This is a genomic window from Cecembia calidifontis, assembly GCF_004216715.1.
Lineage (GTDB): Bacteria > Bacteroidota > Bacteroidia > Cytophagales > Cyclobacteriaceae > Cecembia_A > Cecembia_A calidifontis.
Genome location: NZ_SGXG01000001.1, coordinates 397783 through 422602, shown reverse-complemented (window position 1 = coordinate 422602; position 24820 = coordinate 397783). Strand labels below are relative to the sequence as shown.

General features: G+C 42.1%; 21 protein-coding genes. 9 read left to right on the top strand and 12 right to left on the bottom strand.

Translation table 11 applies throughout. The annotated features are described in order from the left end of the window. Nucleotides 1-63 precede the first annotated feature (63 nt). Nucleotides 64-4350, bottom strand: a complete 4287-nt coding sequence (dnaE, locus tag BC751_RS01860; protein WP_130274066.1) for a DNA polymerase III subunit alpha — start codon at nucleotides 4348-4350, stop codon at nucleotides 64-66. A 150-nt stretch (nucleotides 4351-4500) separates the two neighbouring features. Between dnaE and BC751_RS01855 the strand changes: the two genes are divergently transcribed. The 8 genes from BC751_RS01855 (at nucleotide 4501) to trxA (ending at nucleotide 11965) form a co-directional block, all read left to right on the top strand. Next, nucleotides 4501-5166: a CBS domain-containing protein gene (locus BC751_RS01855; RefSeq protein WP_130274065.1), complete on the top strand. Its 666-nt coding sequence runs from the start codon at nucleotides 4501-4503 to the stop codon at nucleotides 5164-5166. A gap of 10 nt (nucleotides 5167-5176) precedes the next feature. Then, the gene (locus BC751_RS01850; protein ID WP_130274064.1) at nucleotides 5177-6052 is read left to right on the top strand and encodes an NAD kinase; all 876 of its coding nucleotides are present in this window, start codon (nucleotides 5177-5179) and stop codon (nucleotides 6050-6052) included. 129 nt (nucleotides 6053-6181) lie between these two features. Then, the gene (porG, locus tag BC751_RS01845) at nucleotides 6182-6931 is read left to right on the top strand and encodes a type IX secretion system protein PorG (RefSeq protein ID WP_130274063.1); all 750 of its coding nucleotides are present in this window, start codon (nucleotides 6182-6184) and stop codon (nucleotides 6929-6931) included. Between the two features lie 80 nt (nucleotides 6932-7011). Further along, a complete protein-coding gene (locus BC751_RS01840) occupies nucleotides 7012-7755 on the top strand; it encodes an isoprenyl transferase (RefSeq protein ID WP_130274062.1) in 744 nt (247 codons plus the stop codon). Then, a complete protein-coding gene (locus tag BC751_RS01835) occupies nucleotides 7756-10452 on the top strand; it encodes a BamA/OMP85 family outer membrane protein (RefSeq protein WP_130274061.1) in 2697 nt (898 codons plus the stop codon). Nucleotides 10453-10454: 2 nt separating this feature from the next. Further along, a complete protein-coding gene (locus BC751_RS01830) occupies nucleotides 10455-10985 on the top strand; it encodes an OmpH/Skp family outer membrane protein (protein WP_165389780.1) in 531 nt (176 codons plus the stop codon). Nucleotides 10986-11004: 19 nt separating this feature from the next. Beyond that, complete coding sequence (locus BC751_RS01825) at nucleotides 11005-11550, top strand: OmpH/Skp family outer membrane protein (protein WP_207226826.1); 546 nt, start codon at nucleotides 11005-11007, stop codon at nucleotides 11548-11550. 109 nt (nucleotides 11551-11659) lie between these two features. Beyond that, nucleotides 11660-11965, top strand: a complete 306-nt coding sequence (trxA, locus tag BC751_RS01820; protein WP_130274059.1) for a thioredoxin — start codon at nucleotides 11660-11662, stop codon at nucleotides 11963-11965. Between the two features lie 59 nt (nucleotides 11966-12024). Here trxA and BC751_RS01815 read toward each other — a convergent pair whose 3' ends face one another. The 10 genes from BC751_RS01815 to BC751_RS01770 all read right to left on the bottom strand — a co-directional run bounded on the left by BC751_RS01815 (nucleotide 12025) and on the right by BC751_RS01770 (nucleotide 22950). After that, nucleotides 12025-13773 carry a M14 family metallopeptidase gene (locus BC751_RS01815; RefSeq protein WP_130274058.1) on the bottom strand — a complete coding sequence of 583 codons (1749 nt, stop codon included), beginning with the start codon at nucleotides 13771-13773 and terminating at the stop codon, nucleotides 12025-12027. Between the two features lie 11 nt (nucleotides 13774-13784). Continuing rightward, nucleotides 13785-15401, bottom strand: coding sequence for a M14 family metallopeptidase (locus tag BC751_RS01810; protein ID WP_130274057.1), 1617 nt, complete (start codon nucleotides 15399-15401; stop codon nucleotides 13785-13787). Between the two features lie 194 nt (nucleotides 15402-15595). Then, nucleotides 15596-17872, bottom strand: a complete 2277-nt coding sequence (locus BC751_RS01805) for a cation:proton antiporter (protein ID WP_242617332.1) — start codon at nucleotides 17870-17872, stop codon at nucleotides 15596-15598. 1 nt (nucleotide 17873) lies between these two features. Further along, the gene (locus BC751_RS01800; RefSeq protein WP_242617331.1) at nucleotides 17874-18278 is read right to left on the bottom strand and encodes a DUF3575 domain-containing protein; all 405 of its coding nucleotides are present in this window, start codon (nucleotides 18276-18278) and stop codon (nucleotides 17874-17876) included. A 10-nt stretch (nucleotides 18279-18288) separates the two neighbouring features. Further along, nucleotides 18289-18573 carry a hypothetical protein gene (locus tag BC751_RS01795; protein ID WP_130274056.1) on the bottom strand — a complete coding sequence of 95 codons (285 nt, stop codon included), beginning with the start codon at nucleotides 18571-18573 and terminating at the stop codon, nucleotides 18289-18291. 108 nt (nucleotides 18574-18681) lie between these two features. Beyond that, on the bottom strand, nucleotides 18682-19407 hold the full coding sequence (locus BC751_RS01790; protein ID WP_130274055.1) for a LytR/AlgR family response regulator transcription factor: 726 nt from the start codon (nucleotides 19405-19407) through the stop codon (nucleotides 18682-18684). Next, entirely contained in the window at nucleotides 19370-20143 is a 774-nt protein-coding gene (locus BC751_RS01785) for a sensor histidine kinase (protein WP_130274054.1), read from the bottom strand. Before BC751_RS01785 ends, BC751_RS01790 begins: the two co-directional genes overlap by 38 nt. Nucleotides 20144-20176: 33 nt before the next feature. After that, the gene (rsgA, locus tag BC751_RS01780; protein WP_130274053.1) at nucleotides 20177-21100 is read right to left on the bottom strand and encodes a ribosome small subunit-dependent GTPase A; all 924 of its coding nucleotides are present in this window, start codon (nucleotides 21098-21100) and stop codon (nucleotides 20177-20179) included. Then, entirely contained in the window at nucleotides 21097-22095 is a 999-nt protein-coding gene (locus tag BC751_RS01775) for a Stealth CR1 domain-containing protein (protein ID WP_130274052.1), read from the bottom strand. The genes rsgA and BC751_RS01775 overlap by 4 nt, the downstream gene beginning before the upstream one ends. Before the next feature lie 9 nt (nucleotides 22096-22104). After that, entirely contained in the window at nucleotides 22105-22950 is an 846-nt protein-coding gene (locus BC751_RS01770) for a glycosyltransferase family 2 protein (RefSeq protein ID WP_242617330.1), read from the bottom strand. 180 nt (nucleotides 22951-23130) lie between these two features. On the opposite strand from BC751_RS01770, the gene BC751_RS01765 reads away from it, so the two are divergent. Next, nucleotides 23131-23925, top strand: coding sequence for an FkbM family methyltransferase (locus BC751_RS01765; RefSeq protein WP_130274050.1), 795 nt, complete (start codon nucleotides 23131-23133; stop codon nucleotides 23923-23925). Between the two features lie 58 nt (nucleotides 23926-23983). On the opposite strand, the gene BC751_RS01760 is transcribed toward BC751_RS01765, so the two are convergent. Then, the gene (locus tag BC751_RS01760) at nucleotides 23984-24613 is read right to left on the bottom strand and encodes a peroxiredoxin (protein ID WP_130274049.1); all 630 of its coding nucleotides are present in this window, start codon (nucleotides 24611-24613) and stop codon (nucleotides 23984-23986) included. Between the last annotated feature and the right edge of the window lie 207 nt (nucleotides 24614-24820).

Sequence of the window (24820 nt, the reverse complement as noted above, 5' to 3'; positions counted from 1 at the left end):
TTCTACAAACCGCATGCTGGTTTTCAAGGTGTCTTATTCCAGCCTGCCGCAATTCCATAATCATCAAATGATCTGATAAACCACCTCTGGGATTTGTCCGAGGTCCTTGATCATTTCATTGGAAGGATCCACCGTGTAGCGTTTTGACATCAGGTCTAAGGTGATGTTTTCTTTGCTGTCGATGACATTGATGTACAGCTTGGCATCTCCCTTGTACTTTTTGGTAATCTCTTCCAGCTTTTCCATCAGGTCATAGCTTAGGTCATCCAGATCAATGTTTACCCTGAGCCCTTTGATCAATTTTCCCCTGACTTCACTGAGCAACATCATGTTGTTGATCTTGAATTCAAACTCATTTTCCTTCCATTTGTTTGGATGGACTGAGCCTGTCAGGTACAGGAACCAACCGGTCATGAAGTATTCTTTGTACTTGATGTAATCCTCACCGAAAAGGAAAAATGTATGCCCACCGTGGTAATCCTCCATGGTAAGTGTACCGAAAGGCTTACCCGTTTTGGTGGTCCTATGGGCAAAACTGGTAACCATTCCCGCAGCCTTGATATCTCCTTTTTTCTTCAGGATTTCCATGTCTGAGAATTCAGGCAGCGGGGTATTCGTAAAGGATTCCATTTCTACCTTGAACTGATCCAAGGGGTGTCCTGAGATATAAAGGCCAACTACCTCTTTTTCAATATTTAGAGCCTGCAATTGACTGAATGGCTCCATAGCTGCCACGGATGGAAGCGGAACTTCCATTCCTGATCCTCCTCCAAATAAGCTTACCTGAGCACTTTCTGATTCCTGCTGTACTTTCTGGGCATATTTTACCGCCTTTTCCAACAAGGTAACATCCCCTTCAGGAGCTTCGAGATACTGTCGGCGATGGTGCTGAGGGAAGCAATCAAAGCTTCCTGCCATAGCCAGGGATTCCAGTGATTTTTTATTCAGGGCCCTGCTATTTACACGCTTACAGAATTCGAAAATGCTGCTGTACTTCCCGTTTTTCTCCCTTTCTTCCACAATGGCCTCTACAGCGGCTTCCCCTACACCTTTGATGGCGGCCATTCCAAACCGGATCTGACCTTCTTTGTTCACAGTGAATCCACTTTTGGATTCGTTGACATCCGGTCCCAAAACTGATATTCCCATACGCTTGCATTCTTCCATAAAGAATGTCACCTGCGTGATGTCGTTCATGTTGTTGCTCAGTACAGAGGCCATGTACTCAGCAGGGTAGTGTGCTTTGAGATAGGCGGTCTGATAAGCGACCCATGCATAGCAGGTGGAATGGGATTTATTGAAGGCATAAGAAGCAAATGCCTCCCAGTCTTTCCAAATTTTTTCCAGTTTTTTGGCATCATGTCCTTTTGCAGAAGCCTGTTCTATAAACTTTGGCTTCATTTTATCCAAGACATCCTTTTGCTTTTTACCCATGGCCTTACGGAGCACGTCTGCCTCACCTTTGGTAAAACCGGCCAGTTTTTGGGATAAAAGCATTACCTGTTCCTGATAAACTGTAATCCCGTAGGTTTCTTCCAGGTATTCCTGCATATCATCCAGGTCATAGGTAATGGGTTCTTGACCATGCTTCCTTTTGATAAAAGAAGGGATGTATTCCAAAGGCCCCGGACGATAGAGAGCATTCATGGCAATAAGGTCAGCAAAAACAGTGGGTTTTAATTCCCTCATGTATTTCTGCATACCGGGAGATTCGTACTGGAAGATGCCGACAGTTTCGCCTCTTTGGAACAGTTCGTATGTTTTGGCATCATCAATTGGGAAATTGTCCGGATCCAGCTCAATGCCATGTCTTTCCTTCACGATTTTAACAGCATCCTTGATCAAGGTCAGGGTTTTTAGGCCAAGGAAGTCCATCTTGAGTAGTCCGGCACTTTCCACTACGGAGTTGTCAAACTGGGTACACACCATGTCGGAATCTTTGGCCAGTGCTACTGGGACAAAGTTGGTAATGTCATCCGGTGTAATAATCACCCCACAGGCATGGATACCGGTATTCCTTACCGATCCCTCCAGGATTTTGGCCTGGTTGATGGTTTTGGAAAGCTCATCTTGTCCTTTGGAAATCCGGATCAATTCTTCCGCTTTGGTAAGGTCTTCTCCGTTGCCTTTCAGTTTTTCCGACAGCTTGGCCCTGTCTTTGGAAAGGTCAAACAAAGCCTTGAGCTTGATGTCAGGAACCAATTTCGCCAATCGGTCTGCTTCTGACAAGGGAAGGTTAAGCACCCTTGCCGTGTCCCTGATGGCCGATTTTGCAGCCATGGTACCATAGGTGATGATCTGGGCCACCTGATTGGACCCGTATTTATTGATCACATAATCGATTACCTTTTGGCGTCCTTCATCATCAAAGTCAATATCAATATCGGGAAGGGAAACCCTATCGGGATTGAGGAACCTCTCAAATAGCAGGTCATAAGCAATGGGATCCACATTGGTGATCCCTATGCAATAAGCTACGGCGGATCCTGCGGCAGAACCCCTTCCCGGACCTACGGACACGCCCATTTTCCTTGCGGCACCTGTGAAGTCCTGCACAATCAAAAAGTAGCCCGGGTAACCGGTCCTTTCTATGGTCTCCAGTTCGAAGTCCAATCTTTCCCTGATTTCATCGGTAATCACCGGATAGCGTTTTTTTGCTCCTTCGTAGGTCAAATGTCTAAGGTAGGCATTTTCTCCTCTTTTACCCCCGTCAATTTCGTCTTCAGGATGTTTGAACTCATCCGGAATGTCGAATTTTGGAAGCAATACATCCCTTTGGAGCTTATAGGTCTCGATTTTTTCTACAATTTCATTGGTGCACGCTATGGCCTCAGGAAGATCTGCAAAAAGCTTTTTCATTTCTTCCGGGCTTTTGAGGTAGAATTCATCGTTTGGAAAACCAAACCTGAATTCCCTGCCCCGCTTGCCCACATATTTTTTGGGCTTTTCTACAAGTTCCCCGTCCTTAACGCAAAGCAAAATATCGTGCGCTTTAGCATCTACTTTTTGATTGTAATAGGTGTTGTTTGCCGCAAAATATTTTACACCATATTTCTCGGCAAATTGTAGCAATACCTCGTTTACTTTTTCCTCTTCAGGGATGCCATGTCTGTTGAGTTCCACATAAAAATCCTCCCCAAACTGTTCTTTCCACCAAACAAAAGCCTCTTCGGCCTGGGTGTCGCCCACATTGAGAATGAGATAGGGGATTTCTCCCCAAAGGCCTCCCGTTGTGGCAATCAGGTCACTTTTGAACTGTACCAGCAATTCCTTGTCTATTCTGGGGACATAATAGTACCCTTCAATATTGGCGTAAGAAGCCAATTTGGCCAGGTTATGATAGCCTTTCTTATTTTTTGCCAGGAGTACAGTCTGGAAACCATCGTCCTTGGTGCTTTTGTTGGTTCTGTCTCTACAAAGGTTGAATTCGCAACCAATAACAGGTTTTATGTTAGCAGACAAAGCAGCCCTTACAAAATGGAATGCTCCCATCATATTGCCGTGATCGGTTATAGCAATCGCCGGCATATTCATCTCTTTGGCCAGAGCAATCAAAGAGGGGATTTCAGAAGTGGCCTGCAGTACCGAATATTGGGTGTGGACATGGAGGTGGGAAAAAGGCATGTCCACCATTTCTGAAATGTCCGCTGTCCCTGCTGCCTTGAGGATCTCTTTGGCTGCAGCTTTGGTGTCATCTTTGGCTGCGGCAAAATTTGCAACATCCAATTTTGGGGCCTCATAAATTACCTCTGTTGAACTTATCCCGGGCTCAGGTTTGATGACTTGCTGGGTGATAAGCCCAAAAAAGCATTTTGCTGTGGCATCCACGTCATAGGCGGCATCATGGGCATCAGCAAAACCGTTGCCGAAAAGTTTGTGATGTAGTTCGGTTAGGGTGGGCCATTTGAATTTACCGCCCTTGCCTCCTGGGATGGCACAAAAATCGGTGGCAAGGTCTTTGGTGTCCAGTTCCTGCATCTCCCTCAATTTCATCGGGATTTGCTTTCTAAGAAATTCTGAACCTACCACATTGATGTCAAAGCCGATGTTATGGCCTACCAGGTATTGGGCCTTTTCCACATCATCATTGAAAACCTGAAGTACTTTTTCCAGGTCATGGCCTTCTTTGGTCGCCCTTGCTGTGGAGATGCCGTGGACTTTTTCCGCATTGTATGGAATGGTAAAGCCCTCTGGTTTGACAATATAATTATGGTTGGAAATCAGTTTTCCCTTGGCATCATGGAGCTGCCAGGCAATCTGGACCAGGCGGGGCCAGTTGTCCAAATCTTCCATTGGGGCATCATAATTCCTGGGTAATCCTGTGGTTTCGGTATCAAAAATAATGTACATACAAACTCCTGAATTTTGGGACATCTAAAATAAGGGATATCCTTTGGAGCTGCCTCATCCCTGGCACAAATTGTCAGGAAATTTTTTATTTGAACCAGATACTTGCCATACCTGTTTTATATTTCGGAACAATTTAAATATCTTTAGTCCATGCAGGCATACGAATTCATCAATAATCTCATACCTCCTTTGAAGCTAACGGATAAGGCCAAGATGGCTTTGTCCTGGATGGAAGAGATCAGAACCAATGTTTTGCCTGTGGTAGATAATGGTAATTTTCTGGGCTTTTTGACGGACGATCAGATTTATACCAAGAACAAACCGGAATCAAAAATCGCCGAATTTGATCTCATATGCCCGACTTGTTTTGTCTATTTCGATAAGCATATCTATGATGTCATCAAAGTTTCCTCCGAATTTGATATCAATATGGTGGCCGTCGTTGACAGGGATAAAAAATACCTGGGTGTAGTCACCATGGAGGATGCTATTGGGGCTTTTGCCGATACCCTATCCATTCAATCCCATGGTGCTGTACTGGTTTTGTCCATGTATATGACGGATTACAGTCTTTTTGAAATTGCCAGGATTATCGAATCAGAAAATGCCAAGATATTAAGTAGTTTCATTTCCAATGACCCGCTTGATGACAGCAAAATCAAGTTGACATTAAAATTGGATAAAACAGAACTGAGGCATATAAAAGCCACCCTCGAAAGGTTTGGTTTTAAGATTTTAGACCAATATCAGGAAGAAAACAACATCAGTGAAGAACAGGAAAGGATTGGTAACCTATTCCGCTTCTTGAATATTTAACAGCTCCGCAATGAACACTGTCCTTCATGGAATAAACCTGAAAAAAGAATTTGTACCGTTTATTGAACAATTGATAGGTTTATTGAAAAACCGGGGGAGCCGGATCTTTTTTACAGAAAGTTTCTCCAAATCCTTCAAAAGGCCCTCTTCAAAACTTTCAGATGCCCAAGTCATCAGTTCCAAAGAGGAAATGAAGGAGATGGATTTTGTGCTTTCTGTAGGAGGGGACGGAACATTATTGGATACAGTCATACAGGTAGGGAGGTTAGAAATCCCGATCTTGGGTATCAATACCGGTAGGATGGGCTTTTTGGCCACAGTGGCCAAGGAAAATATTCAAAAGGCGATTAACGCCCTTTTTGAGGGCGAATATAGCCTTGAATCCAGGACCTTGGTAAGTTTGGAGTCCTCTAGGCCTGTATTCAACGGGACGAATTTTGCATTGAATGAATTCACCATCCATAAGAGAGACACCTCTTCCATGATTATTGTCCATACTTACATCAATGGCCAATATCTAAACAGCTATTGGGCAGATGGACTTATTGTAGCGACACCTACGGGTTCTACCGGTTATTCTTTGAGTTGTGGTGGTCCTTTGATTACACCAGGAGCCAAAAACTTCGTGATCACACCCGTAAGCCCGCACAATCTCAATGTTAGGCCGATCATCGTTTCAGATGAATCAGTCATCAGCTTTCAGATTGAAGGAAGATCAGAGAAATTCCTTATTTCTTTGGATTCGAGGTCCACTGCCATTGATGCTACTGTGGATCTGAAATTAAAGAAGGCAGATTTCTCGGCAAGGCTGGTGAAGTTTTATGGTTATAGCTATTTCGATACCCTGAGGCAGAAATTGAATTGGGGCTTTGATATGAGAAATTAGTCTGGATTGTTTTCAAATCCGAAGGATTTAGATTAGCTTTCCAAAAGCTTGTTAATCTTAACAAAAATTAACCCCTGAAATACTAAACGGGGTTTTTATATCGTTTTGTACTTCATAAATTGCATCGTCTTGAATAAAGTCAACATTCGGATCGTCCTTTTCCTGCTCATGATTGCGATAGGATTGGTTACAGACCGGGTCTCTGCACAGAGTTATGATTTTGGCGGAGGTTTGGGAGTGGCCACCTACACGGGTGATCTGGTGAGGAGGTTCGATCAGGGAAATGTTGGGATTCAGGGGACGTTGTTTGGCAGACGAAATTTTGACAATGTGTGGTCCTTGAGGGCAGGGCTTTCTTTTGGAAGATTGGCTGCAGCGGATTCTGTGGCCAGAATAGACCTGCCTTCTATCAATAGAGATGCATACTTCAAGGGAAATGTTTACGAGTTTACAGCTGTTATGGAATATCATTTCATTGATTTCCTTCATCCGCAGTCGGTGTACCGGTTTTCTCCTTATGGCTTCTTCGGACTGGGCTATTCCTATTTCAGTGGTTCAGGCAGAAGTTATTTTGCTGATCCAGAAGCAGGAGACTATAACCTCAGTACGCCGGTCATTCCTTTTGGGATAGGTATCAAATATAAATTGAACGACAAATGGATGCTTGGTGCTGAACTGGGTTTCAGGGCTACATTTACAGATTTACTCGATAAAGTGGACGGCAAACTGCCCATCAATCCTGTAATTCCAGATGCCAATGGGGTTAATCAACCTGCAAGAATCAGCCGGGGCAATTACAGTGACAATGACTGGTATTACTTTTTTGGCCTGACAATCAGTTATTCCTTCAATACCATCAAGTGCTACATTTACAATTAATTGAGCATTAGGTTAGAATATTGGAAAAGAAATAGCATTTTTGTACCTCCAAAAATAAGAGTGGATTCTTTACACCCGGAATGAAGGAATTATTAGACAGGAATAACATCCCCCAACATATTGCGATAATCATGGACGGAAATGGGCGTTGGGCCCAGAAAAAAGGTGCCATGAGGATTTTTGGTCATAGGAATGCCCTCACCGCTGTAAGGGAGTCTATTGAAATAGCTGTAGAAATCGGTGTCAAATACCTTACACTTTATGCGTTTTCTACTGAAAACTGGGCCAGGCCCCAGGATGAAGTCAATGCATTGATGGATATCCTTATCAATTCCATCACCGATGAGGTGCCTACCATGATGACAAACAATATCAGGTTGTCCTCCATCGGTGATATCCAAAGCCTGCCTGTATCTGCCCAGGCCAAATTGCAGGAAGCCAAAGAACTTACCTCCCATAATACTGGATTAACCGTATTCCTTGCACTCAGCTATAGTGGAAGATGGGAAATTGAAAATGCACTGAAGAAAATTGTCAAGAAAGTAGTCGAAGGACAAATTAATATAGAACAGATCAATCAGCAATTGATTGCTGATCATTTGGATACAAAAGGGGTACCTGACCCTGAATTATTGATCAGGACGAGTGGTGAACTGAGGATCAGCAATTTCTTATTGTGGCAATTGGCCTACACAGAGCTGTATTTCACAGAAATCCTGTGGCCGGACTTTAGGAAAGAGCATTTATTGGAAGCCGTATTGGATTACCAAAGAAGGGAGAGGAGGTTTGGAAAAACAACCGCCCAGATTAAATCAAAACCTTGAATGAAGCGGAGTACCTTAATACTTTTAATGATAATGTGGGCAGTTGCTGCCCAGGCACAGATCCGACTGGGGCAAAGTAGGTTTACCCCCGCAAAGCCTGTTGATTTATTGGAGCTCAATTATTCCAAGCCACAGAAGTTCAGAATAGCAGAGATAAAAGCTGTGGGGCTTTCCACCTTAGATGAGGTTGCAGTGGTTTCACTTTCAGGTCTGAGGGTAGATGATGAAATTTCCGTACCCGGTGATGCGATTTCCAATGCTTTGAAAAAGCTTTGGGGGCAGGGGATTATAGGGGATGTCAAAATCTTGGTTACAAAAATTGAAGGTGAGGACATCTATCTGCTTCTTGAACTTACTGAAAGGCCAAGATTCTCCCGTGTGGAATTCTCCGGGGTAAACAAGACCCAAGAGGGGGAGCTTAAAGATAAGATAAAAATCCGTGGAAGGGTAGTTAGGGATGATGTACTCAATACATCTCAAAGAAACATACGCCAGTATTTTGTCGACAAGGGTTTCCTCAATACAGAGGTAAAGGTCATTCAGGAAAGGGATACAACACTTCCAAATAGTGTGAAGATCCGTTTTGATGTAGATACTAAGTCTAAGGTCAAGATCAATAGGGTCAATATCTACGGGAATGAGGAAATTTCTGACAAAAAGCTAAAAGGGAAGCTTAAAAAGACCAAAGAGCATCCGCGCCTGCATTTCTTCCGTGAATTGGCTTCCAGGATCAGCAATACTACCCCAAAATCTGTCAAAGAAGCAGTTATTTACAGAAATGTGGTAACTGATGAGCAGGTGAAGGATTACTTCAATAGAAATTTCAAACTGAATTTCTTTGTGTCTTCCAAGTTTGTGGCCAAAGACTTCAAAGAGGACAAGCAAAAGCTTATTGCTTTCTACAACTCCAGAGGTTATAGGGATGCGGAAATCATCGCCGATTCTACCTATAGACATTCTCAAAACACCATCAATGTGGACATTTCTTTGGAAGAGGGCAGGAAATACTATTACCGAAATATCACTTTTGTAGGGAATTACCTGCATTCTTCCGATGTCTTGCTGTCCAGGTTGGGGATCGAAAAAGGGGATGTGTACAATAAGGAAAGGCTTGAGAAAAGGTTGAATTTTGATCCTCAAAAAGAGGATGATGTAAGTTCTCTTTATCAAAATGATGGTTATCTTTTCTTCCAAATAGACCCTGTAGAGGTTGCTGTCCAAGGGGATTCCATTGATATTGAGTTAAGGATATTTGAAGGACCTCAGGTTACTGTGAATTCTGTCAATATTGAAGGAAATGAAAGGACCTCTGACCATGTGGTGATGAGGGAAATCAGGATATTGCCAGGCCAGAAGTTTAACCGAAGCTTGTTGGTCAGGACCATCCGGGAACTTTCTCAGTTAGGATATTTTGATCCGGAAAAGATTGAACCGGATATGCGTCCTAACTTTGAAAATGCTACTGTGGATATTACTTTCAGATTAGAAGAAAGACCCAATGATCAGATTGAGCTTTCCGGTGGATGGGGAGGTTTCTTTGGATTTGTGGGCACAGTAGGGTTAGTGTTCAATAATTTCTCCATTAAAAATATAGGCAATTTTGAAAAATGGAGGCCACTTCCTGTAGGTGATGGTCAAAGACTATCACTGAGGGTGCAGGCCAATGGCCGGACTTTCCAAAACTACAGCATCTCTTTGACTGAACCTTGGTTTGGAGGTAAAAAGCCCAACGCACTTTCTGTAAGCTTCAACCATTCTGTTCAGCGTCAAGTTGACTTCTTCGGTGGAAATCCAAATAGAGAGATAGGTTCATTCAAAATTACGGGAGCAACTGTCGGTCTTTCAAAGAGGATTACCTGGCCGGATGATTACTTTATGGTAAGCAATTCAATGACATTCCAGATTTATGACTTCAATGAATTCGGAACTAGTTTTGGTCTCAGTTTCCCAACAGGAAGAGCTAACAGTTTGGCTTTTAACAACACCATAGCCAGGAACAATATTGACAACCCAATTTATCCAAGGTTAGGTTCAAATATTTCCCTGACAACTACCTTTACCCCGCCTTATGCTTCGCTTAACCCGAACATAAACAGGGAGTCACCTGATGAGGAGAAGTTCAGATGGCTGGAATACCATAAATGGATGTTTGACGCTTCCTTCTATACACCTGTCTTTGGTTCACCCAAATGGGTAATAAGTGCCAGAACGCACATGGGATTCTTGGGATCTTATGGCAACAGAATCGGCATCATTCCATTGGAGCGGTTTGTGTTGGGTGGAGATGGTATGAACTTCAACAACTTTGCCCTAGGACAGGAGATCATTGGTCTGAGAGGGTATGAAAACCAATCTCTTACTCCGGGTAGGGAATCCAGGTTTGATCCCAATAGGACTGAGGGTTATGGAGGTATTGTATACAACAAGCATGTCATGGAACTGAGGTTTCTGGTTTCTCCAAACCCATCGGCTACTATCTTCCTGCTTGGATTTGCGGAGGCGGGTAACAACTGGGGATCCTATGCGGAGTTTAATCCGTATAATTTGAAAAAGTCTGCCGGTGTAGGAGCCAGGATCTTTATGCCTGCATTTGGTCTGCTCGGTCTGGATTGGGGATATGGATTTGACCCAATTCCGGGAAGTATCCAGAGAAGTGGACCCCAATTCCACTTTACTATTGGTCAGCAATTCAGATAATAATGGAAAGATCACTCAAATTCTTATTTTTGTTTGTTTTTATGGGGGCTCTGACCATCTTGAAACCGGTTCAGGCTCAGAAATTCGGATATATCGACTCTGAATTTCTGCTTAACAAACACCCTGATTACAAGCTGGTTCAGAAAGAGCTGGCAGCTTTGAGTGAGCAATGGAAAAAAGAGGCACAAAAATTGGAGCAGGATATCAAGGAGATGCGTTCCAACCTGAAGGCAGAAGAAGTGCTGCTGACTGAGGAAATGTACAGGGAAAGGTTACTGGCCATACAGGAAAAAGAAAAACAGGCCATTGCCTTCAATAACCGTGTGTTTGGTATCAATGGACAGTATTACCAAAAACAAGCGGAACTATTGCAGCCTTTACAGTCAAAGATCTTCGATGCCATTGACAAAGTTTGCAAAAGATTCAATCTTGCAGTACTGTTTGACAAGGCATCAGGACCATTGATGATATATACAGATCCGAGGCATGACTATTCTGAGTTTGTGCTTCAGGAATTAGGTTTAGAAAAATAAAAATTAATTAACAAGAACAATGATGAAAGTAAAAGTTATCCTTTCCGCAATCGCGTTATTTTGCGTAGGATTCGTAGCTCAGGCACAGTCAGACATCAAAATCGGCTACACCAATGTAGAACTTTTGATGGACCTGATGCCAGAGATGGAGCAAATTGGTGCAGATATCCAAGATTATCAGACTCAATTGCAGACCAATATGCAGACCAAGGCTCAGGACTTTGAAAGAAGAGTTCAGTCCTATCAGCAAGCAGCACCTACCATGACTGAAGAAGCAAGAACTCAGAGAGAACAAGAGTTGAGAAGGCTGCAGCAAGAGCTTCAAAAAGCTGAGCAAGATGCACAAGTTGCTTATCAAAGGAAGCTACAGGAATTGCTTGAGCCCGTACAGCAGAAGGTATTCAATGCCATCAATTCTGTGGCAGCTGAGCATAATTACACCCATATCTTCTCTGAAGCAGTTGGAAATTCTCCAATTCTGTTGTATACCAGAGATGATGACAAATTCACTGAGTTAGTGTTGGCCAAATTGGGTATCCAACTTCCGGCAAGACCAAATCAATAATCGGTTCATATCGTGAATTGTATGGCCTGTCTCCATGTTATGGGGGCAGGCCTTTTTTGTGATTTTTGTTCCAGAACTTTTTAAGGGTAGATTTTGTCTATAATAAAGTATGGCAAAGAAAAAATTTAAAGAGGTGATCCAAAGTTCCGATGAAGCGGTTTTGGTTGATTTTTTTGCGGATTGGTGTGCACCTTGTCAAACTATGAATCCGGTGTTGGACGCTGTGGTAGAGGAATTGGGAGAGAAGGTAAAGTTGTATAAACTGAATGTTGATAAAAATCCACAGGTCAGTTTGCAATTTGGTGTTAGGTCTATTCCACACTATATCCTGTTCAAAAGGGGAAAGATCGTCTGGAGAAAAGGCGGCTATATGACTAAGAGAGAAATGCTCCAGGCTTTGAAAGGTTTTGTATAAAAAAGCCCCAAAGGTTCCGAACCCTTGGGGCTTTTTTTATTGATCAACAAGTTGAGTCTTTATTTTTTCCAACTGGCTTTGCCGCCTTTAGCAGAGTCTACGTTAATACTATAATTGCCTCCTCCGCTTACTATCCAACGCACTTTTACAGCCCCCATACCCGGAATGTTTTCTACCTCCAGTTTTTCAGGGTTGATCTTCTGTTCTTTAAGTTTATTGAAGTCTTCATTTTCCACTATGAATCCGGCTACCACCTTAGCTCCTGAAATGCTAATATAATTAGGTCTTTCGATCTTGTACTTGATATCCTGGGAGGAGTGTGTTGGGATCAAACGCTCATTGTAAATGGTGGCAGTAATTTCTTTCAAACCACCGCCTAGATCTTTTTCCTTCACCTCAGATACACTCAATTTAGGAGTATGGTAGGCATGTAGGATGGTAAAAGCCGAATTTCTGTGGGCATCCTGTTCCATAAGGAAGCCAGGATGTAATCTCCCAAAATTTTTCTTGAACCCTCCGATTTCAATTTTTCCAAACTGTGGGTGATCATACTCTTGCCAGTTGACAAAGGCATCGCCAAAGGTCAGGTAGGTGTCTACTTTCATTTGTTCGTCCTGATTGCCTCTTCCGGCATTTTGATGTAAATACAGGTAAGAGGTCATAAGCTCATTGGAATAAGTAAATATTCCTCTTCCTCCATAGAACCAATCCAATTGACCGCCAAATACGGAATAAAGGTCTTTGTACACCACCAAGTACTTGTATCCAGGCATAAACTCTTCTCCCTTCTTAGCGATGGCATCATAAACCCGCACATCAGATGCATTGTAGGTATTGAGGTCCTCTTCTGCACCAGGTCCCCTCAGGATCATCCCGCCATAGTTGTGGTAAGACTGAGCCGCTGCTATGTTGGGATGTTTCATTACAAATTCCATTACAGCCCTGTTTTCCGGAACGGAGAATGGATACTTCCAGGCCCCCCTTTGGATGTAATCCGGCTGCCAGTTCCAGGCCCAGTCTCTGTTGGGATCATAATAACCAATACCGTCTTCATTGACCTCACCGTCCCCATCCATATCGTAGCCTTCATAGCCTAGCATTTCGTATTCCCCCTTTTGATCAGCTGCTACCGGGATTAATTTCCTGGGATCCATTTTATCTTTGATAAATCTTCCGGTAGGAGACTTTCTGATCATCATGGTGATATGTCCGTCACCATTCAGGTCATTGAAGGGGTCTTCTCCTGCAATACCATCTCCATCATTGTCCATGACGATCATGCCTGAACGTGGGGAGTTTTGGTTATTGGCTTCTTTGATAAAATAATCATGGGCGTCCGGGTTGATGGTTGGGGCTATGTAGAAAGTTTTGTCTTTCAAAAGCTCCGTGATAAATTCCAGGTCGCCATACATTTCAGTCAAATACCAGGCCGTATAGAGGGCAAATTCAGTTCCCTGGATTTCATTGGAGTGAATATTGCCGTCAATCCACATGGCCGGTTTGTCCTCTGCTTTTCCGGTTTTAAAATCGGTGATGGTCAATACCCAAATGTCATTGCCCTGAAAGGATTTGCCTATGCTTTCCAGTCTGACCAGATTGGGGTGCTGTTTCACCATATTTTTCATGATTTCCTCCAAGGCCAGATTGGTGTGGTACCTGTTCCAGGAAACCTGCACTTTTGGATTGTGAGGGGTTCCTATTGCACGGAAGTACCTGTCCTGTCCCACTTGGGCAGAAGTCTCACTGATGCCAGCGAAGCTGATTGCTGCTCCTAAGGCTGCTGTATATATCCAATTTTTAATTTTCATCTTCATTTGCTTTAAAGTCTCACATTTAAAGTGGCAAAACCAGTATGAGCTGCTCCGGCTTTGATGTCCACGGAACCCGAACCTTTCACTATCCAGCTCAATGTGACATTTTCATAAGCACCGAGTTTGTTGATCAGTTTGATTTTGTCACCTGAGACGATGTCTTTCACATCTCTATTGATATCCACTCTGACTTTTCTTAGCCATCTGGATTTTTCTCCCATTTCAGAATGGGTTGGCAGGGGAGAGTTGTTGAAAAGATCCACTGTGATTCTGGTCAGTCCATTGCCCAGTTTTTCGGTTTTGAGGTTGTGGAATTCCATCTTAGGGCTCATCTCTGCCAATTGGATGATGAAATCGGTATGCTCTTTGGCGATGTCATTGACCATGGCATAAGGAGGATTGTGCATGACAAACGGTTTGATGCCTCCTACTTCGACCTTTTGGCCGGGGAAATCAGGGTGGTTGACCGAAGTCCAGGGCACAAATACATTGTTTAATCCTTGTTCTGCAGCCCAGGCCAGGAAGTTGGCTTCAGCATTGCTGTTGGATTTGCCATCCTCTCCTTTCACTTCAGGAACCCACCAACCCGGTGTACTGAAACTCAATCTTCCAAAGTGGAAATAGGCCCATTGGAAAAAGTCCCCATCGGTTCCCTGATTGGTCTGATTAAAAGCTTTTTGGCTGACAGTTTTGTTGTAAATGCCTGACACCATACTGTTGATGGCCACGTCTTTTTCTAACATGGAAGTGATAATTCTTTTTCTGGCATCAGCAGCATTGTATTTCAGTGGGGCAGATAGGTTGTTGGCCGGACTGAAGGTTACAAATGCATAGATATTCCATTGGTCAAAGAGGTAATCGAGTAATGCCCTGCTTTCTTTTTCCGATACGGCATAGTCACCTGCCAAAGGAGTAAAGATTGGGAATTTGTAAGTCATGTTTCTGTTGAAGGCAATACCCTCTCTCAGGTCTTCCCCGAATTTCCCATCTTTGTCATTGTCCCTGCTTTCAGGAAAAACCATATAGGCTCCTTTTTCTCCTTTGGAACGGTCAGCTTTGACCATCACCCTCTCATCCGAGGATAAAGTCATGTAATCACCCATAGGAGACTCTACACGCATCAAAGTGATCAATCCGTCCTTGTTGAGATCTTCATAACCATCTTCCGACACCCTTCCGTCCCTGTCATGGTCCACATTGGAGGCATTGCCTCTCCTCTCATATTTGAGAGATGCATGGTACTGCTCGTAGGCATCCGGGGACATGTTGGGGAACACATAGAAAGTGGTTTTGTCCAGGATTTGGCTGTGTTCTTTGACCAGTCTTTCAGCAAACTGTACTGCAAGTTCTACGCTGAGCACATGGAAACCTTCCGCTCCGCCTACAACGGCAATAGCCGGTTTGTTATCCATATCACCTTTGCCGATTTTTAATACCCAAATGTCCTTGCCTCCCTCAGTTTTGGTCAGTGAGCTCAATTTGGCAGCACTGCCACTTCCTGAGATAGCCTGTAGTCTTTGGGTAACCTGACCCAGTGTGGGATAGTCTCCCTGGGCCAAGGTGGTTGATTGGACAGCAAAAAGCATTCCTGCCCCTGCAACCAACGATAGATACATTTTCTTCATAAAGTATATCAGGTTTAGTTTTTTTGGACAAGTAGGGACTAATAACAGCTCCACTTGCGGCACCTATGTTACAAAAAATAGACGGTTAAATAAAAATGCTTTCGCTGTGCTGACCCCCTTGGTTTTGAAAGGTGTTTCGGATGGATAAACGGAATGTCAGCTTTTTTTGAGCCAATATTCCTTTTTAAACCTATTTATTTTTCCTTAATAATCAGTGTAGAGGGAATATTTTCAAGCCATAGGCTCTTGGTTTCCAGAAGGCCTTTCCAACTTTCCAAACTTATAATCATTAGGTCTTGGGTTTGGAGGAAGTCTTTTTCAATCACTTTCTCTTTAATCAGCTGGATATGGTTTGGGGCAACTTGCTCAATTGCCCTTATTGATTCTTTAAACCGGATGTCTTGATATAAATTACCGGAGGCATCAAGGAAAGTGATCTGTGAACCTGCGTTGTTGATGAGTTTCTGGGCATAGGCAACAAGGAAATAGTCTGATTCACTAAATACAGGTATGAACACTGTATCTGTACTTTCGAAACCTTTGTCAATCAAAATACCTACTGAAGAATCACTTCTTTTGAGAATATTTCTGGTCCGCTCATCAAAAGGGGAGTTTTCAAAAAAACTTTCTTTACCGGTAACCTGGTTATAAATTTTTTCGGGGTTAATGAATTTAGTCGTAAAGCCTAGGACTTTTCCCAACATGCTACCCTCAAAAATAGACTGCCCTTCTCCTATCAACAAGAGATCAAAGTCGCCTTTGTTGGTGATGTCCACAATATCTGAATCTATATCATGTGTCGGCTTAAATAAAGTCAGGATTCTCTGGTTAAGTTTTTGAGATTCATTTTTGATGGGGGAGAAACTCTCTTCCTCGTATTGATTTAGGTTATATTGGTTGAGTTCGTCTACGGGTGTCAAATGCATGGCAGTAATGCTCGCGTTTCCATTTACTTTTTTCACAAGTGAATGGGCCAATCTCAATAAGGAACGGCCTCTTTCCGGGTGGCCAAACGATATGAGAATCTTAAACTTGCTGTTTTGTATTACCTCTTTTGGAATTTCAGGGGTATTCTTTTTGAATAACCATTGGATGAGGTCTAATGCAGGTCCTGTCATAAAAGTAGTGACCAAAGCCATGATTACCATCATGGCAAAAATCTCCGGGGTCAAGACGCCCAGGTCATATCCAATATTGAGAACCACAAGCTCCATCAAACCTCTTGTATTCATGAGTGCACCAATGGTAAGACTATCTTTCCAATTTTGTCCTACATATTTGGCTGCAACGGCGCTTCCTATGAATTTACCTATGATGGCAACCAGAATGATCAAACCTGTGACCTTCCAAAGGTATGGGTCATTAAGCAAACCAATCTCTGTGCGCAGGCCAGTATATACGAAAAATAGTGGCAGTAATAAGACCAGAGCAACATCTTCAACCTTTTCAATAAAGATATTTCTGAAACTGGTATTGATGGGCATAATTGCACCAGCCATAAATGCACCAAAGAGGGCATGGATACCTATTACCTCAGTGGCATAAGCAGATAGAATCAGGGTGAGAAAGAAAATGGCAACGATAGGCTTTCCCAAATTCTCTTTGGTATGATGCAGGTCACCTACGCGCTTGAGGAAAGGTCTTACTACTCTGATCATCAGGATCACATAAATCAAAGCTAAGCCTATAGTATAAAGAGCACTTACAAAAGACCCTGCTTTTACAATCGCTATAACAGCTGCTAACAAACACCAGGCTGTAATATCATCTGCTGCAGCACAGGTAATCACCACTGTTCCAAGCCTTGTCTTGTGAAGGCCTCTCTCTTGGACAATCCTTGCCAGTACAGGGAAAGCAGTAATACTCATGGCTATTCCGAGAAACAGTCCAAAAGACAAAAACTGAACACCCTCAGGTGAAAATGACGTGTAGATGTAGTATGCCAGCCCCATCCCAAGCGTAAAAGGAATGATAATGCTTGCATGGCTAATGACAACTGCATCATGTGCTTTGTTTTTTAAGACACTGATGTCCAATTCCATCCCAATTACAAACATGAAGAGGATCAGCCCAATCTGACTCAGAAATTGAAGATTCCCCAAAGAATCCACAGGAAATAAAGTGTTGAAAAATTCAGGGAAGTACATCCCTATCAAAGAGGGACCTAATACTATCCCCGCTATGATTTCTCCAATAACTGTTGGTTGTCCAATTTTGCTGCAAACCCAACCAAAGAACCTTGCAGCCAGTATGATGGTCACAATTTGGGCAAGTAAAATTGCCAGTGGATGATCAAAATTATGGATCAATGAATCCAAAAATTCTTTCCATTGAGAATTTCCTGTATTGGGAATGATGATGTTCCTGCCTTCTTCCAATTTGGCTCCGACCTGTACAATCCAGTACATCAGCAAGGTAAATCCACCAATTACACCGATATAGAAAAAACTGTTTTTGAACTTGTTGATCATATCACCTCTCATTAAATTCGTTTAACCTAAGCCCTACTCCAATTCCTATATGCCACCTCCCGTTTTCAGTGGGAGTTTTTGGATTGTAATATAGGGGCAGTTGGATTGCCCATATTTTATAACTGTATGTGAACCCTATGCCCAAATTGGGAGTAGCGAAAGCATTTTTGGGTGTGCTACGGTCTTTCTTGAACCTTAGGGACGGAAGCATGCCAATGATAAATTTTGAGTTACCATAAGTGGCGTTGATGTTAGGTCCTGTGAAGTTTAGAAATCCTCCCTGATCTATGTAGCCACCAATAAAGATTCCATCATAGAATGATACATTCAATTTCTCTTCTTGGGCTTCTGTATTCATGATCATCAAAGGGAATAATAAAAAGACCAAAACAAGAGGTTTTTTCATGATCCTCATTTTATAATGAAACACTTATTATCCTGTTGATCGGAATGGTAATGCCCTGTTTTAGGATAACCCTTTCTTCTGTGAGTCCCCAAATCGTAGTGTCTACCAGATAAGATTTCTCTGAGTCAGTAAAATAAATTTGGACTTTGATTTGTTCAAGGTTTCCAAGTGAAAGCGCTCTGTTAAGGGCCGCTTTCCTTGCCTCTCTATCCATTTCGCTGTCAAGTACTTCCTCTTTTGGAAAGTAAAGAACACCTATGTGCTCCTTCTGTGTCAAAATAAAGTCTCTTTCCATTGCCTTATTATTTGATTATACAAAAATGCAAGTTTGGGAGCATTGAAAACTCAGCATTGAAGCTAACAAAAGAATATATGTAATAAGGTGGGGAAAAAATGTAATGAATTAAATGTTTATCTTCTGGATAAATTCTGTTCTGTAATTTTCACTCAATGAAAGTCTGAGGTTTTTACCGTTTTTGTCGATAAGGTTCGTAATGACTTCATCAAAGGAAAAAACCTGGACAGCCTTAAGGGAAAGCATTTCTTTTTTATTTATTCTGCAAAACTCTTTTTTAGGAAGCGAATCAAGTAATTTACCGAAGGTGACGTTTTTTAAAACGATTTCTTCCCCATCTACGAGAGTGACTACCTTATCCCTGCTATCTACTTCAGAAGTACGGATATAGGCTATTTTTTCAAAAAACAGTACTGCTTTTCCTTTATTGGTATTGGCTTGGAAAAATTTCCTTTCCGGAACAGAAGCAGATTTTCCAAGGATTTGGGAAACTTTTTCAATTCCTTGCCTCAAGCGTTCCAGTTTGATGGGTTTTCTGATGTAATCTGCTGCGTTAAGGTCAAATGCCTCGGCGGCAAATTCCTTGTAGGCCGTTGCAAAAATCACAGGTTTCCCTGCTAGTAAATTAGCAATCTGTAGCCCGTTCATGTATGGCATTTCAATATCCAAAATGCAAAAATCAAATTCCAGATTAGGGACTTCCTTGAGAAAAATTTCAGGATCATTAAAAGCTTTTACCACTTCCAGTTCGGGAAGCTGCTCACATAACATTTTCAAATAAGTAAGCCCTGGAAGCTCATCGTCGAGCAGCAAGCATTTTAGCTTTGTGTTCAAGTAGATTGATTTTTAGGTGTGCTATAAATACGTCTCCTTCTATAAATCGGTCGAGTTTAAAATTGTTGCCATAGATGATCCTCAGTCGTTGATCAAGTGTTTCTGAACCAATGCCACTTTTTTCTTTTTTCATCGGATTTTTCCCCGATATTTTATTGGCCACGGTTAGGGAAAATATACTTTCCTTAAACTCGAATGTTACCGCAATAAATGCATCTGAACTCTGCAGGTCAGCATGTTTGAAAGCATTTTCGATGAGATCAACAGAAATCAATGGTGCCAGTAAGTTTTGTTCATACAAAGGTTCAGACTCATTGATTCTTGCTTTGATTTTCAGTTCAAACAAAGGGCTGACTTTGATTTTATTAATCTCGATAAGGTTGAGCGCAAAATCTATTTCTTGTCTTGGAGTGACAAACATCCTTCTGCTTTCATACAGGATATAGTCCAGTACATTGGCCAGCTTGTCCAGGGCAAAATAGGTCTGATAGGCATGTGACTGTATGGAATTGAGGATGTTTTTAAAAAGATGGGGATTCAGTTTGGATTCAAGTGTCTCTAATTCCAATTTACCAACTTTACCTTCCAGCTCCCTGAATTTTTCCTCTACCATCTTTTTTTGTTTTTCAGCCTTTGAAAGTTTCCAGGTCAGGTAGAGAATGAGTCCAAAAAACAATAACGCAAGTAATGCAATCAGTAAAAAAATTTTATCCGGTATAATGAAATTAGTGGCCATAGCAATACAAAGTTAACCTTTTATCAGATTCTTTTACCTATGGCTTTCTTCCTCATAAAGCATATTGACATAACTGTCATAACGGTAAGGGTGGATGTATCCTTCTTCCAGTTTTTCAAGCACCATGCATCCCGGTTCGTTGATATGTTTGCAGTTGTTGTATTTGCATTGCCCCAGGTATTGCCGCATTTCTACAAAGTAGTGGGAGAGTTCCTGATCTTCAATGTCCAGAATGCCAAATTCCTTGATCCCCGGCGTGTCTATCAGATAACCACCGCCCTCCAGCTCAAACATTTCCGCAAAAGTAGTAGTATGGACTCCCTTAGCGCTGAATTTGGAGATTTCCTTGGTGGCCTGTTGCGCTCCAGGTACCAACTTGTTGAGAAAAGTGGACTTGCCTACTCCGGAATGTCCTGACAATAGGGTGGCTTTGCCCTGGAGCAAGGGCAAGAATTTCTCCTTCAAATTTTCCTCTTTTAAAGCAGAAATCTCCAGAACTGGATAGCCTATGGGCTCATAGATTTCTTTGATTGTCTCGAGATATTCCAGGTCCTTTTCCTTGTAGGATTCATCCATTTTATTGACCAGGATACTGGCCGGGATACGGAAACTCTCCGTGCTGACCAAAAAGCGGTCAATAAAACCCAGTGATGTCCTGGGGTTTCTTAGCGTAACAATCAAAAATGCCTGGTCAATATTGGACGCCAGAATATGGGAAAAATGGGTTTTCCGGGTCGATTTGCGGATAATATAATTTTCTCTGGGAAGAATGTCCGTAATCACTGAGGTGGCCTGGTTTTCTTCCTTCTCGATCAGTACATAATCCCCAACTGCGATGGGATTGGTCAGTTTGAGTTCATCCTGCTTGAATTTTCCCCGTAGCCTTGCCTGTATGGTGCCAGCATCCGTTTTTACCGAATACCAACTTCCTGTTGATTTGATGACCCTTCCTTTCATAGACTTAAATTTTTTTCCATCCAACCAATCAATTTTTCCTGATCAATTTGGTCACACTTCTCCAAACTTTGGATATTCATGAAAATGATATCGGGATTCGATTCGCAGGTTTTCAGTTTTTTTTCAATATAACCTCGTCGCCTTCCATAAGGGTGTAAAAATACAAAAGACGGTTTTGCGAAGTTTTGATTTCCATTTCTGATCTCCAGGTGATAATAAAGTGAGGCGCAATTGAACTGGTTGTTATGCCTGAATTTATAGGAAATCTGCTTTTCCAAAATTTCGGGATTTTCCTTAAAGAATGCTTCAGCACTTTTCCTATTGACAGTATGTGGAGTATGGCTTGAAAAGAAATAGCGCCATTTGAACCCAAGGATTGCAGCGGCATTCCATTGTCCGATATGGAAGGAAGGTTTAGGCTGAAAATCGGGGTTGTTCAGCAAATGTCTATTAACATTTTTGCGAATGTTATTCCATGCATTCCTTAGGAAAGGCGCAGGCAGCCATGTCCCTCTCATGACAGCATTTCCATTAACGAATAAATCTTCCGGTTTCAGTTCCTTAACCAGAAACATGTCATCGCTTAAAAAGATGAACCGGTCAGCCAAACCTGGAATGCGCCAAATCACTGCCTCAATGGACCTGCTATTGAATACAGGCAAGTATTGCTCGTATCCTTTGAAAATTTCCTTGTGGTCTACAATGCTGACATCCTGAAGCCTTTCGGGGAAATATTTTTGGATATCGGGAAATACTTCAGGATGCTGCTCGTCAGTTACAATAAAAATTTTACGGATAAAAGGGGCAAAGCGTAAGATAGATAGTATGCTGTATTTAAGCTCATTGGCGTTGCCAAACCGTGTTTTGTCAGCTCCAGGTATGTGTTTTCTGGATTTATTGCCGAGCGCTTTTTCCAGTTTTGCCTGATGAATGGGGTCATTTCCATCCACCCAGGTAATGACGGCATCAATCGGTTCTTTTATTTTGTGATCCATATTATTCTGTCAGACAATCCCCTTAAAACGATCCGGGATTTTTATGACCAACTTCCACTTTAGCATGGTTGGTTTGTTCCAAGCCCAAATGGGCCTTGCATAGGTTTGGAGATTTCTGGCGATTTTCAGCCATTTCTCCTCCTTTTTTGCTTTTGATTTGGTGACAATGTCGATAGTTTTTGCCCTTTTTTTGATGTGGCCTGCTCTTCCTGTAGCCATCCGGTCTTTGTCCTTAAAACGGTCTTGGATCATTTTATAATCCACAGACCCGAAATGAAACAGGTAAAGGTTGGGATCGATCCTGAAGTTATGGCCTTTGACACGGTGAAAGCCAGAACCCCAGTTGACCGGCTGCGAGATGACAGAAGGTTTAGTATAGCGGGAAGAAAGCAATGCGTATTCTCTTTGGGTTAAAAAGGGTTTTTCTTTGTCCAGATCAGGTTCCTTTCCCAAGAGCTGACCAACATCTACCCCTAGCCCTGACACTGAAGGGTTGATCTCGATTTCGCTGAGGTAGGCGGCAAGGCTTTTTCCAACTTTCGGGTCAACTACCAAAAACTCGTCTGCATCCACCCCGATGATGATATCATATCGTTCCAACAGGGATTTTGCAACTTTGGAAAGAAATCCCAAGCGGCGTTTTTCCGCTTTGACTACATGTTCTGCCACTCTTTTTTCATGGAATACATTGACCTTTCCGGCATTTGCAGGAACGGGTTGGTCTTCTCCGTCAAGGTAGATGAAGCAATTTTCTTCTCCAAGCTCTTTGCCGTAATATTTGATCCAACGGGAAAGGAAGAAATCATCATTTCTCGCCATGGTGATCACGGCAATTTTTTTTGGTTGGTTTCCCATTAAAACTTCCGCTATGATTAGCCAATTGATTTATGAACCCAAATGTACTCCATTTGTAAGGAATAAGAAACGAATAGTGCGCTTTCCATTGTGCTTGTCATTCAAATAAAATTCCTCAGACTTTTTTAAGGTGGAACTAATAAATTTACTTTTGGCATAGCTAAAACATGGCCTTGAATTATGAATTTTAAATATTTTTTCAAAAAGACTTATAACCGATTGAGATTTGATCTCTGTGCCTCAGAAAACCCTGTTTACCTTGGTTTTTATAAATACCTTTACCGGGCGCCTAAAGGCTCTTTATCTGAATTTTTGGATCACTATTCAAGAAAAGAAGCCCCAATTACTTTTTTGCAGATTGGTGCAAACGATGGTTTTATTTATGACCCATTACAGAAATTTATCAAAAGAGATAATTGGAGCGGTGTGATGCTGGAGCCACAGCCACATGTTTTCAATGAATTTTTGATAAAAATCCATGCCAAGAGGCCTGAAATAATTCCAGTAAATGCAGCTCTTTCCAAAGATGATGGAAAAACCACCCTTTTTACCATAGCATTTAGCAAAGAGCGATGGGCAACCGGGCTTTCGAGTTTTGATAAGGGGGTACTTTTAGAGAAATTCCGGGATGGGACAATTCACAAAAAGGCCGCTAAGCAGGTCATTACTGTACCCAAAGACGAAAAAGAATGGATTGAAGAAATACAAATTGATGCAATAAGCCCGGAGACGGTTTTGAAAAAATTTAATGGAAAACAAATTAACCTTTTAGCTATAGATACTGAGGGCTTTGATTTTGAGATTTTAAAAATGCTTCCTTTAGGAAAAATGAATCCGGAAGTAATAATTTATGAAGAGGAGCATTTTGATGAGGATACTAAGCATGCCTGTAGGTCATATATCGAAAAACATGGATATTCTTATCATCGAGCAGGAAGGGATGTGTATGCAACAAAAATTGGATTGATCATCTAAGCAACAGAAAAAAAGCCCCGGATTTCCGGGGCTTTTGGTTTTACGAGAGTATTTGAAATTAATTGTTGCTCAGGTAATTGGCTACGCCTTCCCTGGAAGCGGTCATGGCTTCCTTACCCTCTTCCCAGTTGGCAGGACAAACTTCGCCATATTTTTCTACATGGTGAAGTGCATCTACCAATCTGATCATTTCGTCAATATTCCTTCCTAGCGGGAAGTCATTGATGGTTTCGTGTCTTACGATACCTTGCTTGTCGATCAGGAAAGTTCCTCTGTAAGCAATAGGGGCACCTTCGAAGGTCAATTGTCCTTCTTCATTGTAGTTCCATTCACCAGCCAACACACCGTAATTATGTGCGATGGTTTTGGCTACGTCAGCCACTAATGGATAAGTAACACCTTCAATTCCTCCATTCGACTTGGGCGTCATCAACCAAGCCAGGTGTGTTTCTTCGGTATCTGTAGATGCACCGATCACGGCGACACCTCTTTTTTCAAATTCAGCTAATTTTTCCTGAAAAGCCAGGATTTCTGTAGGGCAAACGAAAGTAAAGTCTTTTGGATAAAAGAAGAATACCACATCTTTCTTGCCGATAAACTGCTCCAAAGAGAAGTTTTCTACGATTTCTTCACCGTTGATTACCGCTCCTGCTGAAAATAAAGGAGCTTTTTTTCCTACTAATGACATAATTTTACTTTTAGGATTTGAAATTTATTCTTGAGCTGGTTGATTTTTGGGTTTAAGCCTGATTCTCTGCTGGTAATGCATGGACTACCTGCTTTCTGCGAAAACCTGTTCCTCTCTTTTAAAGGTCAAAAGGAAGTCCAAGGCTGGTGCAAATTTAAATGTGCTTGCTTTAACAAACAAAAAATGCAAAATTTAATTCCGAAAATT

Bases quoted from the DNA above. Each gene is read 5' to 3' on its own strand.
- dnaE (WP_130274066.1), bottom strand. From the start codon at position 4,350: ATGTACATTATTTTTGATACCGAAACCACAGGATTACCCAGGAATTAT.
- BC751_RS01855 (WP_130274065.1), top strand. From the start codon at position 4,501: ATGCAGGCATACGAATTCATCAATAATCTCATACCTCCTTTGAAGCTA.
- BC751_RS01850 (WP_130274064.1), top strand. From the start codon at position 5,177: ATGAACACTGTCCTTCATGGAATAAACCTGAAAAAAGAATTTGTACCG.
- BC751_RS01840 (WP_130274062.1), top strand. From the start codon at position 7,012: ATGAAGGAATTATTAGACAGGAATAACATCCCCCAACATATTGCGATA.
- BC751_RS01835 (WP_130274061.1), top strand. From the start codon at position 7,756: ATGAAGCGGAGTACCTTAATACTTTTAATGATAATGTGGGCAGTTGCT.
- BC751_RS01830 (WP_165389780.1), top strand. From the start codon at position 10,455: ATGGAAAGATCACTCAAATTCTTATTTTTGTTTGTTTTTATGGGGGCT.
- BC751_RS01825 (WP_207226826.1), top strand. From the start codon at position 11,005: ATGATGAAAGTAAAAGTTATCCTTTCCGCAATCGCGTTATTTTGCGTA.
- trxA (WP_130274059.1), top strand. From the start codon at position 11,660: ATGGCAAAGAAAAAATTTAAAGAGGTGATCCAAAGTTCCGATGAAGCG.
- BC751_RS01815 (WP_130274058.1), bottom strand. From the start codon at position 13,773: ATGAAAATTAAAAATTGGATATATACAGCAGCCTTAGGAGCAGCAATC.
- BC751_RS01810 (WP_130274057.1), bottom strand. From the start codon at position 15,401: ATGAAGAAAATGTATCTATCGTTGGTTGCAGGGGCAGGAATGCTTTTT.
- BC751_RS01805 (WP_242617332.1), bottom strand. From the start codon at position 17,872: ATGATCAACAAGTTCAAAAACAGTTTTTTCTATATCGGTGTAATTGGT.
- BC751_RS01800 (WP_242617331.1), bottom strand. From the start codon at position 18,278: ATGAAAAAACCTCTTGTTTTGGTCTTTTTATTATTCCCTTTGATGATC.
- BC751_RS01795 (WP_130274056.1), bottom strand. From the start codon at position 18,573: ATGGAAAGAGACTTTATTTTGACACAGAAGGAGCACATAGGTGTTCTT.
- BC751_RS01785 (WP_130274054.1), bottom strand. From the start codon at position 20,143: ATGGCCACTAATTTCATTATACCGGATAAAATTTTTTTACTGATTGCA.
- rsgA (WP_130274053.1), bottom strand. From the start codon at position 21,100: ATGAAAGGAAGGGTCATCAAATCAACAGGAAGTTGGTATTCGGTAAAA.
- BC751_RS01775 (WP_130274052.1), bottom strand. From the start codon at position 22,095: ATGGATCACAAAATAAAAGAACCGATTGATGCCGTCATTACCTGGGTG.
- BC751_RS01770 (WP_242617330.1), bottom strand. From the start codon at position 22,950: ATGGGAAACCAACCAAAAAAAATTGCCGTGATCACCATGGCGAGAAAT.
- BC751_RS01765 (WP_130274050.1), top strand. From the start codon at position 23,131: ATGAATTTTAAATATTTTTTCAAAAAGACTTATAACCGATTGAGATTT.
- BC751_RS01760 (WP_130274049.1), bottom strand. From the start codon at position 24,613: ATGTCATTAGTAGGAAAAAAAGCTCCTTTATTTTCAGCAGGAGCGGTA.